The organism is Myxococcus sp. CA056, assembly GCF_013336715.1.
GTDB classification, from domain to species: Bacteria; Myxococcota; Myxococcia; order Myxococcales; family Myxococcaceae; genus Myxococcus; species Myxococcus llanfairpwllgwyngyllgogerychwyrndrobwllllantysiliogogogochensis.
Map to the genome: position 1 here is coordinate 828,739 of NZ_JABUMT010000003.1, position 17,600 is coordinate 846,338.

Annotated in this window: 17 protein-coding genes; 9 read left to right on the top strand and 8 right to left on the bottom strand. The window is 69.4% G+C overall.

The annotated features are described in order from the left end of the window. Positions 1-41: 41 nt before the first annotated feature. The 4 genes from HUA76_RS17915 to ftsE form a co-directional block, all read right to left on the bottom strand. A complete protein-coding gene (locus HUA76_RS17915; RefSeq protein ID WP_141642857.1) occupies positions 42-902 on the bottom strand; it encodes an alpha/beta fold hydrolase in 861 nt (286 codons plus the stop codon). A gap of 76 nt (positions 903-978) precedes the next feature. After that, positions 979-2,103, bottom strand: a complete 1,125-nt coding sequence (locus HUA76_RS17920; protein WP_174461554.1) for a murein hydrolase activator EnvC — start codon at positions 2,101-2,103, stop codon at positions 979-981. Further along, on the bottom strand, positions 2,100-3,002 hold the full coding sequence (locus tag HUA76_RS17925) for an ABC transporter permease (protein ID WP_141642859.1): 903 nt from the start codon (positions 3,000-3,002) through the stop codon (positions 2,100-2,102). The genes HUA76_RS17920 and HUA76_RS17925 overlap by 4 nt, the downstream gene beginning before the upstream one ends. After that, positions 2,999-3,691, bottom strand: coding sequence for a cell division ATP-binding protein FtsE (gene ftsE, locus HUA76_RS17930; protein ID WP_174461555.1), 693 nt, complete (start codon positions 3,689-3,691; stop codon positions 2,999-3,001). Before ftsE ends, HUA76_RS17925 begins: the two co-directional genes overlap by 4 nt. Positions 3,692-3,813: 122 nt before the next feature. Here ftsE and HUA76_RS17935 point away from each other — a divergent pair, with 122 nt between their 5' ends. Further along, positions 3,814-5,286 carry a DASS family sodium-coupled anion symporter gene (locus HUA76_RS17935; RefSeq protein WP_174453040.1) on the top strand — a complete coding sequence of 491 codons (1,473 nt, stop codon included), beginning with the start codon at positions 3,814-3,816 and terminating at the stop codon, positions 5,284-5,286. A gap of 64 nt (positions 5,287-5,350) precedes the next feature. On the opposite strand, the gene HUA76_RS17940 is transcribed toward HUA76_RS17935, so the two are convergent. Further along, positions 5,351-5,911 carry a nickel-dependent hydrogenase large subunit gene (locus HUA76_RS17940; RefSeq protein ID WP_141642862.1) on the bottom strand — a complete coding sequence of 187 codons (561 nt, stop codon included), beginning with the start codon at positions 5,909-5,911 and terminating at the stop codon, positions 5,351-5,353. A 245-nt stretch (positions 5,912-6,156) separates the two neighbouring features. Here HUA76_RS17940 and carF point away from each other — a divergent pair, with 245 nt between their 5' ends. Further along, on the top strand, positions 6,157-7,023 hold the full coding sequence (carF, locus tag HUA76_RS17945; RefSeq protein WP_141642863.1) for a plasmanylethanolamine desaturase: 867 nt from the start codon (positions 6,157-6,159) through the stop codon (positions 7,021-7,023). A gap of 116 nt (positions 7,024-7,139) precedes the next feature. Here carF and murI read toward each other — a convergent pair whose 3' ends face one another. Then, positions 7,140-7,955: a glutamate racemase gene (gene murI / locus HUA76_RS17950; protein WP_174453039.1), complete on the bottom strand. Its 816-nt coding sequence runs from the start codon at positions 7,953-7,955 to the stop codon at positions 7,140-7,142. A 114-nt stretch (positions 7,956-8,069) separates the two neighbouring features. Continuing rightward, positions 8,070-9,377: a hypothetical protein gene (locus HUA76_RS17955; protein WP_174453038.1), complete on the bottom strand. Its 1,308-nt coding sequence runs from the start codon at positions 9,375-9,377 to the stop codon at positions 8,070-8,072. 169 nt (positions 9,378-9,546) lie between these two features. On the opposite strand from HUA76_RS17955, the gene HUA76_RS17960 reads away from it, so the two are divergent. The 7 genes from HUA76_RS17960 to HUA76_RS17990 are packed head-to-tail and all read left to right on the top strand — an operon-like array spanning position 9,547 to position 16,289. Next, a complete protein-coding gene (locus tag HUA76_RS17960) occupies positions 9,547-10,257 on the top strand; it encodes a MotA/TolQ/ExbB proton channel family protein (RefSeq protein WP_141642866.1) in 711 nt (236 codons plus the stop codon). A gap of 12 nt (positions 10,258-10,269) precedes the next feature. Continuing rightward, positions 10,270-10,743, top strand: a complete 474-nt coding sequence (gene tolR / locus HUA76_RS17965; RefSeq protein ID WP_141642867.1) for a protein TolR — start codon at positions 10,270-10,272, stop codon at positions 10,741-10,743. A gap of 3 nt (positions 10,744-10,746) precedes the next feature. Then, the gene (locus tag HUA76_RS17970) at positions 10,747-11,532 is read left to right on the top strand and encodes an energy transducer TonB (protein WP_174461556.1); all 786 of its coding nucleotides are present in this window, start codon (positions 10,747-10,749) and stop codon (positions 11,530-11,532) included. Next, on the top strand, positions 11,529-12,824 hold the full coding sequence (locus HUA76_RS17975; protein WP_141642869.1) for an LpqB family beta-propeller domain-containing protein: 1,296 nt from the start codon (positions 11,529-11,531) through the stop codon (positions 12,822-12,824). Before HUA76_RS17970 ends, HUA76_RS17975 begins: the two co-directional genes overlap by 4 nt. 50 nt (positions 12,825-12,874) lie before the next feature. Then, positions 12,875-14,059 (top strand): aminotransferase class V-fold PLP-dependent enzyme, encoded by a 1,185-nt coding sequence (locus HUA76_RS17980; protein ID WP_174461557.1) that lies wholly within the window; start codon positions 12,875-12,877, stop codon positions 14,057-14,059. Between the two features lie 14 nt (positions 14,060-14,073). Next, positions 14,074-15,009, top strand: coding sequence for a Ppx/GppA phosphatase family protein (locus tag HUA76_RS17985; protein ID WP_174453034.1), 936 nt, complete (start codon positions 14,074-14,076; stop codon positions 15,007-15,009). Further along, positions 15,006-16,289: an MFS transporter gene (locus HUA76_RS17990; protein ID WP_174461558.1), complete on the top strand. Its 1,284-nt coding sequence runs from the start codon at positions 15,006-15,008 to the stop codon at positions 16,287-16,289. The genes HUA76_RS17985 and HUA76_RS17990 overlap by 4 nt, the downstream gene beginning before the upstream one ends. Here HUA76_RS17990 and HUA76_RS17995 read toward each other — a convergent pair. Then, a complete protein-coding gene (locus HUA76_RS17995; RefSeq protein ID WP_174461559.1) occupies positions 16,279-17,598 on the bottom strand; it encodes a lysophospholipid acyltransferase family protein in 1,320 nt (439 codons plus the stop codon). The two genes, HUA76_RS17990 and HUA76_RS17995, sit on opposite strands and share 11 nt — an antisense overlap. Positions 17,599-17,600: the final 2 nt, after the last annotated feature.

Genomic DNA, 17,600 nt, shown 5'->3' on the forward strand with positions numbered 1-17,600 from the left:
CGCGGTGAGGCTCGAAGGGCGTCCCAGTCTATACCCGGCCCTCAGAGGCTCGACGCATCCGCGAAGCGCACCAGGTGCGACACCAGCTCGTCCGGACGCTCCATCTGCGGCACGTGCCCGAAGCCCTGGACCACCCGCACCTGCGCGTGCGCCGGCAGGTGGGCACGGAACCAGTCCAGGGAGCGTGACGGCAACAGCCGCTCGCTGCCACCCCAGAGGAACAGCACCGGCATGGACAGCTTGCGCACCGCTTCTGGCTCCAGGCTGAGCCGGGTGGACATCGCCTCGGCGGTGAGGGCCTTCACGGTGGGTGTGTCATAGAAGCGGCGCAGCTCGGTCGCCAGGAGCAGCGCGGGCAGCGGGGCCTGGTGGAACAGGCGCCTCGTGAAGGCGCGGGCCTCCGCGGGCGTGCCCACCTTGAAGGAATTGAGCAGCGCGGTGCTCTCCTCCACCGGCAGCTCCGCGCCCGCCGGAGCCACCAGCACCAGCGCGCGCACCCACTGGGGATACTCCGACGCGAGGCTCACCGCCATCGCTCCGCCCAGCGAGTTGCCGACGACGAAGGCCGGCTCCTTCACCTCCTGCTCCACGAAGGCGCGCAGCACCTCGAACTGGTTGCGCACGCAGACCTGCCCACCGCAGTACTCGGTGGAGAAGCCGTGCCCCGGCAGGTCGGGCGCGACGACACGCGAGAAGCGCTTCGCCAGGCCGAAGAAGGTGCGGCCGAAGCCATTGGCCGAGCCGCCCAGTCCGTGCACCAGCACCACCGGCGGCCCCTTCCCCTGCCCCTTCAGCGAGTAGAAGTGCACCGACTGCCCACCGACATCGACTGTCGAGGACTGGACACCTCGCGCCACCAGCACGCGCCGTACCGCCTTCTGCATTCCGCCCATGAGGTCCATGCGCTCGCCTGCTCCTCTCGTGGTGGGAGTCTGTTGCCTCAGGATAACAAGGCGCGAATCGTTTCGCCGCAACGCGTCATGACGCGGGGGCCAGCCAGGGCCCGGGGTCGACGGCCTGCCCGGACTTTCGGACCTCGAAGTAGAGGTACGAGCCCTTGAGCGAGCCCGTGTCACCCACCTCGCCCACCACCTCACCGGAGGCCACGGCGGCGCCCAGCTCCAGGGCGATGACGGACAGGTGGGCCATGAGCGTGTGGTAGCCGTCGCCGTGGTCGACGATGAGCAGGTTGCCGTAGCCCCGCAGCGAGCCCGCATAGACGACGGTGCCATCGGCGACGGCGACCACGGGCGTCCCGGTGGCGGCGCGGATGTCGAGCCCCTTCTGCACGGTGACGGTGTTGAAGCGCGGGTTGACGACCTTGCCGAACGCCACCTCGATGATGCCGCGCGTGGGCTGGGGCAGCTTGCCGCGCAGGGCTCCGAAGCCGTGCGTGGCGGGGGCTTCCTTCAGCTCGCGCACCACCTGGGTCAGCTCCGCGTCCGCCTGCTCCAGCTCCTTCACCGCGCGACGGGCCAGCTCGGCCTCGCCCGCGAGCGAGCCCACCACTTCCTCGAGCGCCTCGTGCTGCGCGCGCGCCAGCCGCTCCTGCTCCTGGAGGAAGGTGACCCGCGCGGCCAGCGAGGTCTGGAGCCGCTTCAGCTCGAGCGTGGACTGCCGTTGTAGGTGCGCCACGCGCTGCACGCCGCGCAGCAGGTCCAAATCGCCCGACATGCTCGCCTCCAGCGCGCGGGCCCGCCACACCAGCGCGGCGAAGTCCTCCGCCGACAGGAGCACCTCCAGCGGCCGCCGGCGCATGACGCGGTAGAGGGTGCGCAGCCGGGGGGACAGTCGCCGCAGTTGCACGCGCAGCGCCTCGCGCAGCAGCACCTCCTCGCGCTCGGCCAGGATGACGCGCTTGCGGAACACCGCGAGGTCCCCCTCCAGGGCCCGCACGCGCCGCCGGGAGAAGGCGACCATCTCCTCCATCAGCTCCAGGCCCTCGAGCACCGTGAGCTTCTTCGACTCGACGAGCGCCAGCGTCGCGCGCTGGGCGGCGAGCTTCTCGCGCAGCGCGGACTGCTCCGCCTCCTCCAGCTTCTGCGCGTGCGCGGGGAGGCCGGCCAGCACCAGCGCCAGGGTGAGGACGAAGGAGCGGCTCATACGCGCAGGAAACGACCCACCGCGACGAAGCTGCCGCCCAGCCCCAGGCCGCACCCCGCGCCCACCAGCTCCAGCACCAAGCGCGGCTCCACCCACGGCGCGGCGACACCCGGGCCCAGCAGGAACGCGAACAGCGAGCCCAGCGTGGGCCCCACCAGCCGACCAAAGGCCCACAGCCCGAGCAACGCCACACCCGCGCCGAGCAACCCCTGGAGCAGTCCCTCCAGCAGGAAGGGCGCCTTGACGAAGCGGTCCGTGGCGCCGACCAGCTTCTGGATTTCAATCTCCTCGCGCCGCGAATAGATGGCGAGCTGGAGCGTGGCCGCGACGATGACCACGGTGGCGCCCAGCACCACCACGAAGGCCACCAGCGCGCCGAAGCGCAGGGCCCGGGCGATGGCCGTCAGTCGCTCCACGGCCTGCTCTCCGTAGTCCACGCCGGACACCCCGGGCAGCGCGCGCAGCTCCTTCGCCAGGGCCTGGAGCGCCTCGGGCGTGCGCTGCTCCGGAGGAACACGCAGCTCCAGCGCCGCGGGCAGCGGGTTCTCCGGCAGCTCCGACAGGGCCTCGCCCAAATCGCCCAGCTCGGTGCGAAGCCGCTCCAGCGCGGCATCTGGAGGCACCAGCGTCACCTGGCCCTGGCTGAGCTCCTCGACGCGGGCGCGCACGCCATGCGCCTCGTCCTGTCCCAGCTCCGGTGCCAGATACACCGTGACTTCCACTTCGCCGCCCAGCGACGCGAGCAGGTTGTCCAACACCCGCGCGCTGCCCCGCGCGAGCCCCGCGGAGAACAGGGCGATGGCGATGGTGGTCACCGCGATGAAGTGCACGAAGGGCGAGTGCTTGAGCCCCACCGCCGCCGAGCGCCAGAAGTACCGCGTCTTCGCCAGCGCGCTCATACCACCATCCGTCGCGCCGCCTTGACGCCGTCCTCGTCGGAGACAATCTGCCCGCGCTCCAGGCCCACCGTGCGCTTCTGGTAGCGCGACAGCAGCGTGGCGTCGTGCGTGGCCACCACCACCGTGGTGCCTCGGATGTTCACCTGGGTGAGCAGGTCCATGATTTCGACGGTGAGCGCGGGGTCCAGGTTACCGGTGGGCTCGTCCGCCAGGAGGATGGTCGGGTCATTCACCAGCGCCCGCGCGATGACCACGCGCTGCTGCTCTCCACCGGAGAGGCGCAGGGGGAACGAGTCCGCCTTGTGCTCCAGGCCCACCAGCTTCAGCATCCGCCGCACCTTGTCGCGGGCTTCCGTGCGCGGCACGCCCAGCACGTCCAGCGTGAAGGACACGTTGTCCTCCACCGTCCGGTGCGGCAGCAGCTTGAAGTCCTGGAACACGACGCCGATGTTGCGGCGCAGGTACGGCACGGCGGACTCACGGATGCGGGCGATGTTGCGGCCCCCCACCAGAATCTGCCCCTTGGTGGCCTTCTCCGCGCAGAAGATGAGCTTGAGCAGCGTCGTCTTCCCCGCGCCGGAAGGGCCCGTGAGGAACACGAACTCGCCCTTCTCCACACTGAGGTTGATGTCCGAGAGCACCGGCGGATCGCCGGGATACGCCTTGTAGACGTGGAAGAATTGAATCATGGCGCGGCGCGGGAGAGCGCCAACCTACCACGGCCGGGCGGGAGCGCCCCACGCACGCCGGGCCGCAGCCGGGGCTTTCCCCTCCCACCCCCGGCGCCACCTGTGCGACGGTGCCACGCCTTATGAGCGAGCAGGCCGTGCGGCGTGCGACAACGGGACAGTGGGTGGGACGCATCGCCGGGCCCGTGGCCGCCGCCCTCATCTACGGGATTCCCTCCGGTCTCCACACCCTGCCTGGCCTGGACCACCGCCCCGCCGCCGCGGCCGCCGTCGCCGCGTGGATGGCCCTCTGGTGGTTCACCGAGGCCGTCCCCATGGCGTGGACGGCGGTGCTCCCCGTGGCGCTCTTTCCACTGCTGGGCGTCTTCGACACGGACAACGTCGCCGTCGCGGTGGGGCGCGCCACCCTGCCCTTCCTGGACCCCTACATCTTCCTCTTCATGGGAGGCATGGCCCTGGGCGCGGGCATGGAGCAGTGGGGCCTGCACCGGAGAATCGCCCTGCTCATCATGCGCGCCGTCGGCACCGGGCCGGAGCGGCTGCTGTTCGGCATGCTCGCGGCCACCGCCGCCGTGTCGCTCTGGATTTCCAACACCGCCACGGCGGTGATGATGGTGCCCATTGGCATGGCGCTGCTCTCCCAGCTCCGCGCCGCGGAAGGACGCCCCCTGGAGCACTTCGGCGCGGCGCTCATGCTGGCCGTCGCGTACGGCTCCAACATCGGCGGCATCGGCACCAAGATTGGCAGCCCCACCAACTCCGTCTTCGCGGGCGTGGTGTCGCGCCGGCTGGGCACCGACGTGGGCTTCGTCGAGTACATGGTCGCGGCCCTCCCCTTCGTCCTCATCTTCCTGCCGCTGACGTGGGCGGTGCTGTGGAGGTGGGCCCGTCGCGACAAGATGGGCCCCGGCCAGGGCGGGGACGTCATCGACCGCGAGCTGGCCCAGTTGGGCCCCCTCTCACGGGGGGAGCGCACGGTGGGCCTCGTCTTCTTCGTGGCGGCGTTGCTGTGGATTTTCGGCGACCCGCTGCGCCAGGTGCTCGCCGGCCCCGTGGCCCACGCCTTCAACGGCTTCAAGCTGGGGGGCAAGCACTACGAGGCCATGGTGGCGATGGTCGGCGCGCTGACGCTGCTCGTACTGGGGCGTCTGTCCGTGGCAGCCCTGCGGCGCGTGCCCTGGGACACGCTGCTCCTGCTGGGCGGCGGCTTCGCGCTGGCGGCGGGCATCGAGGCCAGTGGCCTGGCCTCGTGGATGACCTCACGGCTGTCCGGCCTGGAGTCGCTGCCAGTCCTGGTGCAGCACGGCGTGGTCGCCAGCGCCACCATCCTGCTGTCGGCCATCGCGTCCAACACGGCCACGACGAACGTCATGCTCAACGTGCTGCCCGCCTCGCGGCCCCTGCTGGCGGTGAGCACCTTCGCGGCCTCGTGCGACTTCGCCCTGCCCGCGGGCACGCCGCCCAACGCCATCGTCTTCGGCAGCGGAGTGGTGCGCCTGCCGGTGATGATGCGCGTGGGAGTGCTGCTGGACCTGCTCGCCGCCGCGGTGCTCATGGTGTACGGAGCCACGTGGGTGCGGTGGGTGCTGCCCTAGCCTGGAACTGTCGACTGGCCGACACCGCGCTCCCGGGGCGAGACGCCACCGGGGAGCTGGGGGGCTACTGGTCGCCTTCTCCGGCGAGGTAGCTGAGGATGACCTCGTCGAGGCTCTTCTCGGAGATGAGGTCCTCTCCGAACAGCGTCTCGACGCCGACCTCGTTGATCTTCGGCTTCTCCTTCAAGGCGCGAGCAGCGGCGACCTCGGGGGGGAGCGCGGGAGGCAGGGGCGCGACGGGAGCGACGACGACCGGCTTGGGCGCCATCGGCTGGCCGGGCTGCAGCTTCGCGTGGGCCTGTTCAGCCTCCGAGGCCAGCTGGCCGGGCTGATAGTGCCGGACCGTGGACTCGAAGTTGTCGTACACGTTGTTGATGAGGTTGCGCAGCATCTCCTTGTGCTGCTCCTCCATCAACTCACGGACGACCTCCGCCAGATTCTCCGCGTTGAGGATGTCCGAGTAGGACGTCTTCTTGGACGCGAGGATGTTACCGCCCACGAAGAGGTGGGTGATGATGTGGGGATTGTTGACGCCCGAGTCCTCGGTCTGGACGTGGTAAACCTTCCCCTTGTGCTTGATGTTGTGGTTGAAGCCGGTGACGGCCTTCTCGAAGGTTTTCGTCATTGCCGAGTGGGCGGACCGTACCAGCCGCTTCCCCACGACACAAGGTAAGCGTCAACCCCGCATGTCGCGCCAGGGGAGCCTGGCCGCTGACCCCGCGCATTTCTTGCGGACGACGCCCGCCTGCCATGCAGCCCACCCTTCATGTGAGAACGCGACCCCGGTCCGTTGAAAAGCCGAAAGCGGCTGGGGTACGTACAGAACATGCGGTGCGGTGGTCAGCGGCGCCAACGTCCAGGACTCCACGGATGAAGAAGACGAACGAGATCAAGAACAAGGTTCGCCTCCAGGACGCCCAGGTCCTGGCCGGAGGCTACTCACCCGCCATCCGCGCCATGGAGATTGGCGCCATCGTCAGCTTCATCGCGCTGGAGCTGTTCCTGGTGTACCGGCTCTACAACAATCCGCATGGCGGCCCGTGGCTGCTCCTGGGCGCGGTGCTGTTGGGCTACCTCGCCGCGGACTTCGTCTCCGGCTTCGTCCACTGGATGGGCGACACGTGGGGCTCCACGGAGATGCCGATTCTGGGCAAGGCCCTCATCCGCCCGTTCCGCGAGCACCACGTGGACGAGAAGGCCATCACCCGCCACGACTTCGTGGAGACCAACGGCAACAACTGCCTCATCTCCCTGCCCGTGGCCGTGGCCGCGGTGTCCATGCCGCTGAGCAGCTCCGGCTGGGTGTTCTGCGCCAGCTTCCTGGGCGCGATGATCTTCTGGGTGATGGCGACCAACCAGTTCCACAAGTGGTCGCACATGGACTCGCCGCCGGCCATCATCGGCTTCCTGCAGCGCGTGCACCTCATCCTGCCGCCGGCGCACCACCGCATCCACCACACCGCGCCCTTCAACAAGTACTACTGCATCACCGTGGGCTGGCTGAACTGGCCGCTCAACCTGGTGCACTTCTTCCCCCTGGCGGAGCGCCTCGTGACGCGTGTCACCGGCCTGGTGCCGCGCGAGGACGACATCGGTGACGAGGCCGCCCGCGCGCTCGTGGAGGCCCAGGTCGCCGCCGAGGCTCCCGTCGTCCAGGCCGCCAAGGAGCTGCTCACCAAGGCCACCACGCCGGAAGAAGCCCCGCCCGCCACGGCCACCACCCGCCCATCCGCCTGAGCCGGCCACGGGCGGAAGACGCCCGTGTTCCGATGACTCGAGCGAGGTCCACGCGATGGACCGCCGAGGGGTGAGGCCCGCGTGCCGCGCGGAGCGCCTCCCCCGACGCCAGGGACTCAGAACTTCAGGTCGACCTGCTCGGCGGCATCGATGGGCCTGCCGAGGAACCTCGCCCCCACTTCCATGAAGCGCTCGGGAACGTCGGTCACGTAGTACGCGTGAGACGGGGCACGCGTCGTCGCGGGCGCCAGCAGCTCCTTGCGAGCCAGCAGCGCCGCCACCGCCAGCGCGGTGGCCTCCGCCGAGTCCACCAGCGCGACCTGGGGCCCCACCACCTCCGCGATGACGCCCTTGAGCAGCGGGTAGTGCGTGCAGCCCAGGACGAGCGTGTCCACGCCTTCCCGGGCGAACTCCCCCAGATACTCACGCGCCGTCAGCAGGGGCACGTCGCCCGTGGTCCATCCCTCCTCCGCCAGCGGCACGAAGAGCGGACAGGCGCGGGCCTTCACCCGCACCCCGGGGTTCGCCGTCTCCAGGGCGCGCTGATAGGCCCCGGAGCGGATGGTGCCCGGCGTACCGATGACGCCCACTCCGCCGCCTCGCGTGCGCTCCAGGGCCGCCTGGGCTCCTGGCTGGATGACGCCCACCACCGGCACCGGCAGCGCCGCCTCCAGCGCGGGCAGGGCCGCGGCGGAGGCCGTGTTGCACGCCACCACCAGCAGCTTGATGCCGCGCTCCAGCAGGAACTCCGCGTTCTTCAGCGAGTAGCGCGTCACCACCTCGCCGGACTTGGTGCCGTAGGGCACCCGGGCCGTGTCCCCCAGATACACCGTGCTCTCGTGGGGGAGGTGCTCCATGAGGGACTTGAGGACCGTGAGCCCTCCGACACCTGAATCAAATACGCCAATGGGACTGTGGCTGCCTTGCCGCATGTCCGGTGTCCCTATCACGTTTGATGCCAACGCCACGGGCTCCCCCGCAACGCGAAGAGGGCCGAGGCACGTGGCCCCGACCCTCTTCTTCACCCCACGAGCGAGCGGGCTCGACTACGGGAACAGCGACACCAGCGCGGCGCTGCTCGCTCCCGGGAATACGTGGCCATCGACATTGATGAACACGCTGTCGTTCACCGAGAAGTACTCCGTGCCGTTGCCGGCCTTCGCGTACATCTCCACCTCGTAGCGGCCCGGGCGGAGGAACTCGTAGACCACCGGCGCGTCGTTGCAGCCGTGCCGGTCACCGACGATGCCGTACACCAGCTCCCCAGTGAAGACATCGCGGAAGTTGATGGCCACCTCGGTGATGCCCGCCTGCGAGCAGCTCAGCGCGGAGCCACCGGCGCGCAGCTCCCACTTGATGGACGCCCCGCCAATCACCCACATCGGGGCCAGCACCTGCTTCGTCTCGCCGGACTGAATCGAGAACTGCGCGCTGTAATAATACCAGGGACGGTTCTGTCCATCGACGGCCACCAACTGCAGGTCATGGTTGCCGGCGTTCAGCGTGGGCGTGGTGACGCTGGCGCCCGAGCTGCCCTCCGAGCAGCTGAAGCGGACCCACTCGCCCCCATCGATGCGGGCCTCCACGTGCGTCACGCCGGCCTGCCCGCAGCCCAGCCTGCTCGACCCCTCCACGAACTCCCAGCGAATGGTGGCGCCGCTGCTCGTGGTGCGAAGGGTGGCGGTGTACGACGTCGGCTCGCCGTAGCGGGTGGAGAACCGCCCGCTGTGGGCGTACAGCGTACGCTGCTGCGAGTCGAGGGCGACCAGCTCCAGGTCGTGCTCACCCGGGTCCAGGTACGGCGTCTTCACGCTGTTGCCGCCATGGCCCGCCGTGCAGTCGAAGCGCGCCCACTGCCCACCATCCACCCGGGCATCCACGAAGGCCACACCCGCCTGGTTGCAGTTCGGGTTGCCGCTGCTGGAGTTCGCCGGAAACAGCCAGTTCACGTACGCGAAGGACGGCGGGGCGCCCAGCGGCGCGAGGTCGATGCTCACCGTCACGTCGCCATCCACGCGGAAGGTGCCGCTCGCCTCGTAGAGCACCTCGTTGGTGTAGCTGATCGCCTCCACGTTGAAGCTGTAGATGCCCGGCGCGAAGTCGTGGAGGACGATGCCGTCGAAGCCGTTGGCCTGACACGCGTATTGGCCGTCGTTGGCCAGCCGCTCGCCGGGAATCGTGATGTTGACGCCCTTGATGTCGCGGTCCTCGTCGCAGCGCAGTCCGCCGAAGGTCCAGCGGAACGTCGCGTCGCCCGGGTAGATGGGCTCGTCGTAGTCGTCTTCGCCGTGGATGATGCAGCCGGTGGAGACCGCCGCCAGGCAGAGGAGAGCGACCAGCAGTCTGGAGTTCATGGGGGCAACCTGTCCGTGGGGTGTTGAGGTGTTCGGCCCGTTTCAGTCACCTCTGACGACCCTCTCCGGGAATTATTCATCCGTACGGCCAAGCAACTTCAAGCAGGCAACCGGCCCCCGTCCCCGTTTGTTTGACCCAGTTGTAGCGGAGTGTTACGCGCTCCACCTCATGACGCCCCACCTGCCCCTGGCGCTTGGCGCCATGAACTACGTGGAGATCATCCGCGACGCTTCCTTCATCGAGCTGGCCGTCCTGCTGCTCCTGATGGGTGTCTCCGTGGCTTCCTGGGCCCTCATCGCCATGAAGGCCACCCAGCTCGCCAAGGCCCGCGCACAGTCTCTCACCTTCCTCGACACCTTCTGGAAGGCGTCCCGGCTGGAGGCCATCTACCAGACGGCCCAGAAGCTCGACGCCTCGCCCCTGTCCAAGGTCTTCTGCGCCGGCTACGAGGAGCTGTCCAAGCTGGCCCAGGCCAAGGAAGGCGGCGCCGAGGGCGCCATGGCGGAGCGGCTGGGCGGAATCGAGAACGTGGAGCGCGCGCTGATGCGGGCCTCCACGTCACAAATCACGGAGCTGGAGGCGCGCGTGTCGTTCCTGGGCACCGTCGGCGCGGCCTCGCCCTTCGTGGGCCTGTTCGGCACCGTCATCGGAATCCTCAGCGCCTTCAATCAAATCGCCGAGCAGGGCAATGCGACATTGGCCACGGTGGCGGCGCCAGTGGGCAACGCGCTGTTCGCCACGGCGGCGGGCCTGTTCGCGGCGATTCCGGCCGTGGTCGCCTACAACTCGTTCGTCAGCCGCATCAAGGTGTTCGACACGGAGATGTCGAACTTCTCCGCGGACTTCCTCAACATCATCAAGCGTCACTTCTTCCGCTAGGCGGGCGCGACCATGGGCATGGGCGGAGGCAATCGCAGTGGTGGCCGCACCACGATGAGCGAGATCAACGTCACGCCCATGGTGGACGTGATGCTGGTGCTGCTCATCATCTTCATGGTGACCGCGCCCCTCATCCAGCAGGGCGTGAAGGTGAACCTGCCGGAGACCAAGGCCGCGCCCGTGGAGGCCACGGAGAAGAAGGTGGTCCTCTCCATCGACGCGGGCAAGAAGGTCTACATCGGCGACGCCGAGGTGCCCCTGGAGGAGTTGGAGGCGAAGCTCGCCGCCAACGCCAAGGTGCAGGCCGATAAAGAAGTGTTCCTCCACGCCGACCGGGACGTGCCCTACGGCACCGTCGTGGAGGTCATGGCGGCCGCGCAGCGGGCGGGCATCAACAATGTGGGGATGATCACGGACCCTTCCACGGGGGCCAAGACGTCCAACACCTCGTCGACCTCGAAGAAGCCGAAGGAGGCGAAGCGCTAGCCCATGCACTCCGCGGTGAGCCACAGCCTGCTCGTCAATCGCTCCGCGCGGGTGTCGCCGTTCGTCATCGCGTCGGTGGTGGGGCACATCGCCCTGCTGCTCGCCGCGGTGCTGTATGCGCGCTTCAACGCATCGCCCCCGGTGGACCTCACGGCGCAGCCCATCCGCGCCACGCTGGTGCGCCTGGGCAAGCCCCGCGACGCCAAGCTCCTGCCGCGCAAGGAGCAGCCGCCACCGCCGCCCAAGCAGGTGAACGCGCCCAAGCCCGCGCCTGAAGCGCCGCCTCCGCCGTCCTCCGCCGCCGTCGCGGTGCCCGTCCCCGGCGTCAAGCCGGAGCCCTCCTCCGCGCCCAAGCCCACGCCCGTGAAGGGTGAGAAGGAAGGCGAGGACCGCCGCAAGCGGCTCTTCGGCGCCTTCGACAAGACGGCCAAGGCGTCGCCGGATGAAGAGCCCGAGGGCGCCGAGGATGGAGACGCGGACGGCGACTCGGCCACCGCCGAGGGCGAGCGCTACTTCGGGATGCTCCAGGCACAGGTGCGGCGCAACTACAGCGTCGCGGACACCATCCCCGAATCGGAGCGTCTGCACCTCAAGGCGCTCGTCGCGCTGCGCCTGGGCCGCGCGGGCGAGGTGCTGGACGTGAGCCTCACCAAGCCCAGTGGCAACGATTTGTTCGACGCGGCGGTCCTCAACGCCGTGCGCAAGGCCTCACCCTTCTCGCCTCCTCCCGACCACCTCCGAGACGCGCTGCAGAAGAACGGCGTCAACCTGATGTTCAACGCCCTATGAAAGCCCTGCTCCTCTCCCTCGTCCTCGTGCCGCTCGCGGCATTCGCCCAGACGCCGACCATCGAAATCTCCGGCGCCAACTTCCGCCCGCTGCCCGTGGCGGTCCCCGCGCCCATCACCCAGAACGAGGGTGCCAAGGCACAGGCCAACACGTTCGACACGGCGTTCAACTTCGACCTCGTGGCCTCCGGCATCCTCCAGGTGCTGGACCGCAAGAGCTTCACGGCCGACCCGAAGGAGGGCATGGCCGCCGGCACCATCACCTTCAGCCGCTGGGCGGACGTGGGCGCCGAGGCGCTCGTCAAGGTGTCGCTCGCGGACGACGCGGGCACGCTGCGCGGCGAGCTGCGCCTGTTCAACGTGGGCACCGGCCGCGAGGACCTCAAGGTCGCCAAGGACGCGCCGGCCAACAACCCGTCGCTGCTGGCCCACCGGCTGGCGGACGCGCTGTACCGGCACTTCACCCGCGAGCCCAGCCCCTTCCTGTCGCGCATCACCTACGTGCGCAAGGCGGGCAACAACCGCGACGTGGTGGTGGCGGACTGGGACGGCGGCAATCCCGTGTCGCTCACCAAGGGCGGCATCAACATCCTCCCCTCGCTGAGCCAGGACGGCGCGCAGGTGGCGTACACGTCCTACCGGAAGAACCGGCCGGACATCTGGGTGCAGCGTCCGGGTGGCGAAGCCCGCTCGGTGGTCTCCGCCGGGCAGATGGCCACCGGTGGCGCCTTCTCTCCGGACGGCAAGCGGCTGGCGTACTCGCTGGCCGAGGGAGAGAGCGCGCAAATCTACGTGTCCGGCGCCGACGGCAGCGGCGCGAAGGCCATCACCGACACGCCCTACGGCCTCAACACCAGCCCCGCGTGGTCGCCCGACGGCAAGCGCATCGCCTTCGTGTCCAACCGGGGTGGCAGCCCTCAAATCTACATCATGGGCGCGGATGGCTCGGGCGTGCGGCGCCTCACCTTCCAGGGCAACTACAACCAGACGCCGGACTGGTCTCCGCGCGGCGACCTCATCGTCTTCACCGCGCGCGACGAGCGCAACGCGTTCGACCTGTTCACCATCCACGTCGAGTCGGGCAAGGTGACGCGCCTGACGCAGGACCAGGGCAACAACGAGGAGCCCGCCTTCTCGCCCAACGGTCGGCTGGTGCTCTTCTCCACCACTCGGGCAGGCGGCTCGCAGCTGTTCGTGATGACTGCGGACGGCAACAACCAGCTCCCCCTCCGGGCGGAGAAGGGCACGCTGTTGACGCCCGACTGGGCGCCGCTCGCGGACGCGCAGCCGTAGGACTCGTGGCGCGTTGACAGGGGGCGCGTGCTCGGGTCCAGTTCCCGCGCATGAGCGCCCCCTTCCGTTCCCATTGGGGACTGGACCCCGAGGTCCTGTTCCTCAACCACGGCTCCTTCGGAGCGTGCCCCACCGCCGTGCTCCAGAAGCAGTCGGAGCTGCGCGCGCGCATGGAGGTGGAGCCCGTCCGTTTCCTCCACCGCGAAATCGAGCCGCTGCTGGACGAGGCCCGGGGAAAGCTCGCCGACTTCGTCGACGCGGATGCGGAGGACGTGTCCTTCGTCGCCAACGCCACCAGCGGCGTCACCACGGTGCTGCGCTCGCTGCGCTTCGAGCCGGGTGACGAGCTGCTCACCACGGACCACGAATACAACGCCAGTCGCAACGCGCTGGACTTCGTCGCGGCGCAGTGGGGCGCGAAGGTCGTGGTGGCGAAGCTCCCCTGGCCCGTGACTTCCGCGCAGTCCATCGTGGACGTGGTGCTCGCGCATGTGACGCCCCGCACGCGCCTGTTCCTGGTGGACCACGTCTCCAGCCAGACGGCGCTGGTGATGCCCCTGGCCCGGCTCATCTCCGAGCTGCGAGCCAAGGGAATCGAGACGCTGGTGGACGGCGCGCACGGGCCCGGCATGGTGCCCCTGTCGCTGCGCTCGCTGGGCGCGGGCTACTACGCGGGCAACTGCCACAAGTGGCTGTGCGCCCCCAAGGGAGCGGCCTTCCTCCACGTGCGCCGCGACCTGCAGGAGGGCATGACGCCCCTGGCGGTGAGCCATGGGCGCAACTCGCCCCGCACGGACCGCTCCCGCTTCCGGCTCCTCTTCGACTGGACGGGGACCATGGACCCCACCGCCGCGCTCTGTGTCCCGGAAGCGCTGCGAGTGGTGGGTGGCCTGCTACCCGGAGGCTGGCCCGAGGTGATGGCGGCCAACCGGAGCAAGGCCCTGGCCGCGCGCGCACTGCTGTGCGAGCGGATGAAGACCGCCCCCGCCTGCCCCGAGGACATGGTGGGCAGCATGGCGGTGGTCACCCTGTCCGCGGGCTACCCGGAGCAGCCCGAGCCGCCCCTCTACCTGGACCCGGTCCACCTTCGCCTGTTCGACGAGTACCGCATCGAGGTGCCCATCGTCGCCTGGCCCAAGCCGCCCCACCGTCACGTCCGGGTGTCCGCGCAGCTCTACAACACGCCAGAGGAGTACCGGGCGCTGGCGGACGCTTTGGAAGCGCTCCTGCGTTGAGTAGGCTTGCGCGCATGCCGCGATTCGCCACCATCGATATCGGTACCAACTCCGTGCTGTTGCTGGTCGCGGAACGCACGGCGGAGGGCCGCTTCGAGGCCGTCCGGGAGCGCGCGGAAATCACCCGGCTGGGCCGTGGCGTGGACGCCACCCGTCGGCTGTCGGCGGAGGGCATGGAGGCCACGCTTTCGGTGCTGGAGGCCTTCGCGCGCGAGGCGCGGGAGCTGGGAGCGGAGGACATCGCGGTGTCCGCCACCAGCGCGGCACGCGACGCGAGCAACGGGGCGGAGTTCCTCTCCGCCGCGAAGGAGCGCGCGGGCGTCACGGTGGAAATCATCTCCGGGCAACTGGAGGCGCAGCTGTCCTTCGCCGCGGTGTACTCGGACTTCGCGGGCGAGGCGGCGGGGCCCCTGCTGGTGCTGGACATTGGCGGAGGCTCCACGGAGTTCATCTTCGGCAACCCCGCGGGCCACGTGGAGTTCCGGCACAGTTTCGACGTGGGCGCGGTGCGGCTCACCGAGCGCTTCGTGCGCTCCGACCCGATGTCCTCGGAGGACCGGGCGCGCATCGAGTCGCACCTTCGCGACACCTTCAAGACGCTGCCCCCTCCACCTCCCGCCTCGGGGCTGGTGGGCGTCGCGGGCACGGTGACAACGCTGTACGCGGTGCGACACGCCATCGACCCGTATGACGCGGAGCGGGTGCATGGCGGCACGCTGTCCGTGGGCGAGCTGACCGCGCTGGCGGACCGGCTGTGCCAGATGCCACTGGAAGAGCGCAGAGCGCTGCCGGGCATGCAGCCCAAGCGCGCGGACGTCATCCCCGCGGGCGCCATCATCCTGCTGGAGTCGGTGAGGGCGCTGGGATTGGACGGATGCCGCGTGAGTGACAGGGGCTTGAGGTGGGGACTGCTCGCGCACCGCTTCGGAGCCGGGGCGGCCCGGTCATGAGCACGTCTTCCGTGAGCCTCTCCCCTTCCCCGACCACCGCGCCCATCGCTCCCGCGGCGAATGCCGGGTACGCGCTGCTCGTCCTCACGCTCATCAACCTGGTCAACTACCTGGACCGGTACATCGTCGCGGTGGCGCTGCCGGGCATCCAGAAGGAGTTCGGCATCAACGACACCCAGGCGGGGCTGCTGGGCACCATGTTCATCGTGGTGTTCATGCTGGCCTCCCCGGTGGGTGGCTTCCTGGGTGACAGGTATCCACGCCGGCTGCTGGTGGCGGGCGGGGTGTTGCTGTGGAGCCTCGCGACGGGGGCGAGTGGACTGGCCACGTCCTTCATCGCGCTGCTCGTCGCGCGCGCGGTGATTGGCATCGGTGAGGCGGGCTATGGCGCGGTGGCGCCGAGCATCATCTCCGACCTGTACCCGCGCGAGCAGCGCACCCGGATGCTCGCGTTCTTCTACATCGCCATTCCGGTGGGCGCGGCGGCGGGCTACGGGCTGGGCGGGTGGCTGACGCAGGCTTATTCGTGGCACGTGGCCTTCTTCGCGGGAGGCGTGCCGGGCCTGATTCTGGGGGCCCTGGCCTTCTTCATGCCGGAGCCGAAGCGCGGGGCCATGGATGGTCCGGACGCGGCGGCGAAGCTGCCCTTCATGGTGGGGCTCAAGGGGCTGGGTCGCAACGCGGCCTTCTGGGCGGTGACGGCGGGCTACACGCTGATGACGTTCTCCATCGGCGGCCTGGGCTTCTGGATGCCGACCTATCTGGTGCGCGAGCGAGGGATGGCGGCGGACAGCTCCGGCTTCATCTTCGGCGCGATTACGGCGGTGGCGGGCCTGCTGGGGACGGTGGCCGGCGGATGGCTGGGCGACAAGATGGACCGCAAGCGCGAGGGTGGTGGACTGTGGATGTCCGGCATCGGCCTCTTGCTGGCGGCGCCGTGCATGTACCTCGCCGTCAACCTGAAGGACGTGGGACCCGCGCTCGCGGCGATGGGCGTGGCGCAGTTCCTCATCTTCCTCAACAGCGGCCCCATCAACGCCGCCATCGTCAACTGCGTGCCACCCGCGTTCCGCGCCTTCGCCATGGGGCTGAACGTGCTGTGCATCCACCTGCTGGGGGACGCGATTTCGCCCACGCTCATCGGCAACATCGCCGACGCGGCGAACCTGCGCACCGCCATCGCCGTGAATGCCCTGCCCGTGCTGCTGGGCGGCGTGGCCCTGCTCATCGGCGCACGGCTGTTCCGCGAGGCCGTGCCGAGAGAGCGCGTTACCGCCTGACGGTGGCGTCGACCTTCGGCCGGTACTCTTCCGCCAATCGCTCCACCTCCGCGGCCAGCCGCTCTCCGTCGGAGAGCAGCAGGACCTTGAGGCGCGCGCGGTTGCCCAGCGTGAAGAACACGTCGATGTCCCGCCGGAGCACGTCCCAGCGCTCCGCGAAGTAGAGCGTGAACAGCGCCAGGGGCGGCACGATGAGGAAGGTCGGGAGCGCCCAGAAGGTGCCCCCCCACAGTCCCGCGGCGACAGTGAGCGCGGCCCACCACACGAGCGCCACGACAAAGGCCGTGAGGAACTTCACCGTCGCCTGCACGTCGAGTTCGGCCTTGCGGCTGGCCACCCTGGGCACCTGGTAGGGCAGCCAGAAGAGCACCAGTCCCAGTGCGAAGAGCGGCAGGCCGAACACCAGCGCCAACAGGTTCTTCACGACGAAGGGGACGACGTTGCCTGTGCGGTAGACGAGCGCGAGGTCCTTGGGCCCTTCCGCGTGCACCAGCGAGAGACGACGCTGGAAGGACGCGAGATGGGTGCGCACGTCCTCGAACCGCTCGGGCTCCTGGGCACGGAACAGTTGAACGCCACGCGCCCACAGGCGCAGCCGCTCCGCGTCCAGCGTTCCCCCCTGCTTGAAGGAGAAGAGCTGCTCGGCGAGTTGCACGAGCGGCAGGTCCGCCCACTCTTCCAGGTTGAGCGTCACGGCGCGGAGCCCCTCCGCGATACGCTCGGTCAGGGCGCGCACGGAATCAGGTTCCGAGGCGGCATCCGCGGGAAGGAAGGTGGCGACTTCGATGGCGGGGCCCACATCGATGAGCACCTCACTGCGGAAGACGTGCTTCTCCGCGTAGGTGAGGCCCACGGGAACGATGCGCACCGGGGCACCTTCCTTCGCGGCACTCAGCGCGATGCGCGAGGCCCCCGTCTTCAGCTCCGCCAGGCCGGGCTCGGAGTGGCTCTTCCCCTCGGGAAAGATGGTGATGGCGCGGCCTTGCACGAGCGCGCCCTTGGCGGCGTCGAGCGTGCCCTCGTTGCCCCCCATCTTCGTCGGGTCATCCTGCTTGCGGTACACGGGCAGCGCATCGAGTCCCTTGAGCAGCCAGCCGAGGACGGGCATGCGGAACAGCGGCGCCTTCGCCAGGAACGTCACCTTGCGGCGCGTGAGGATGAAGACCAGGGCCGGGTCGATGAGGCCATTGGGGTGGTTGCCCACGAACAACACCGGGCCCTCCGGCTCGGCGCCGGGTGCATTCACCTTCACCCGGTAGAAGAGTCGCAGACACACCGCCACCACGGCCCGGACGCACGCGTAGAACACGT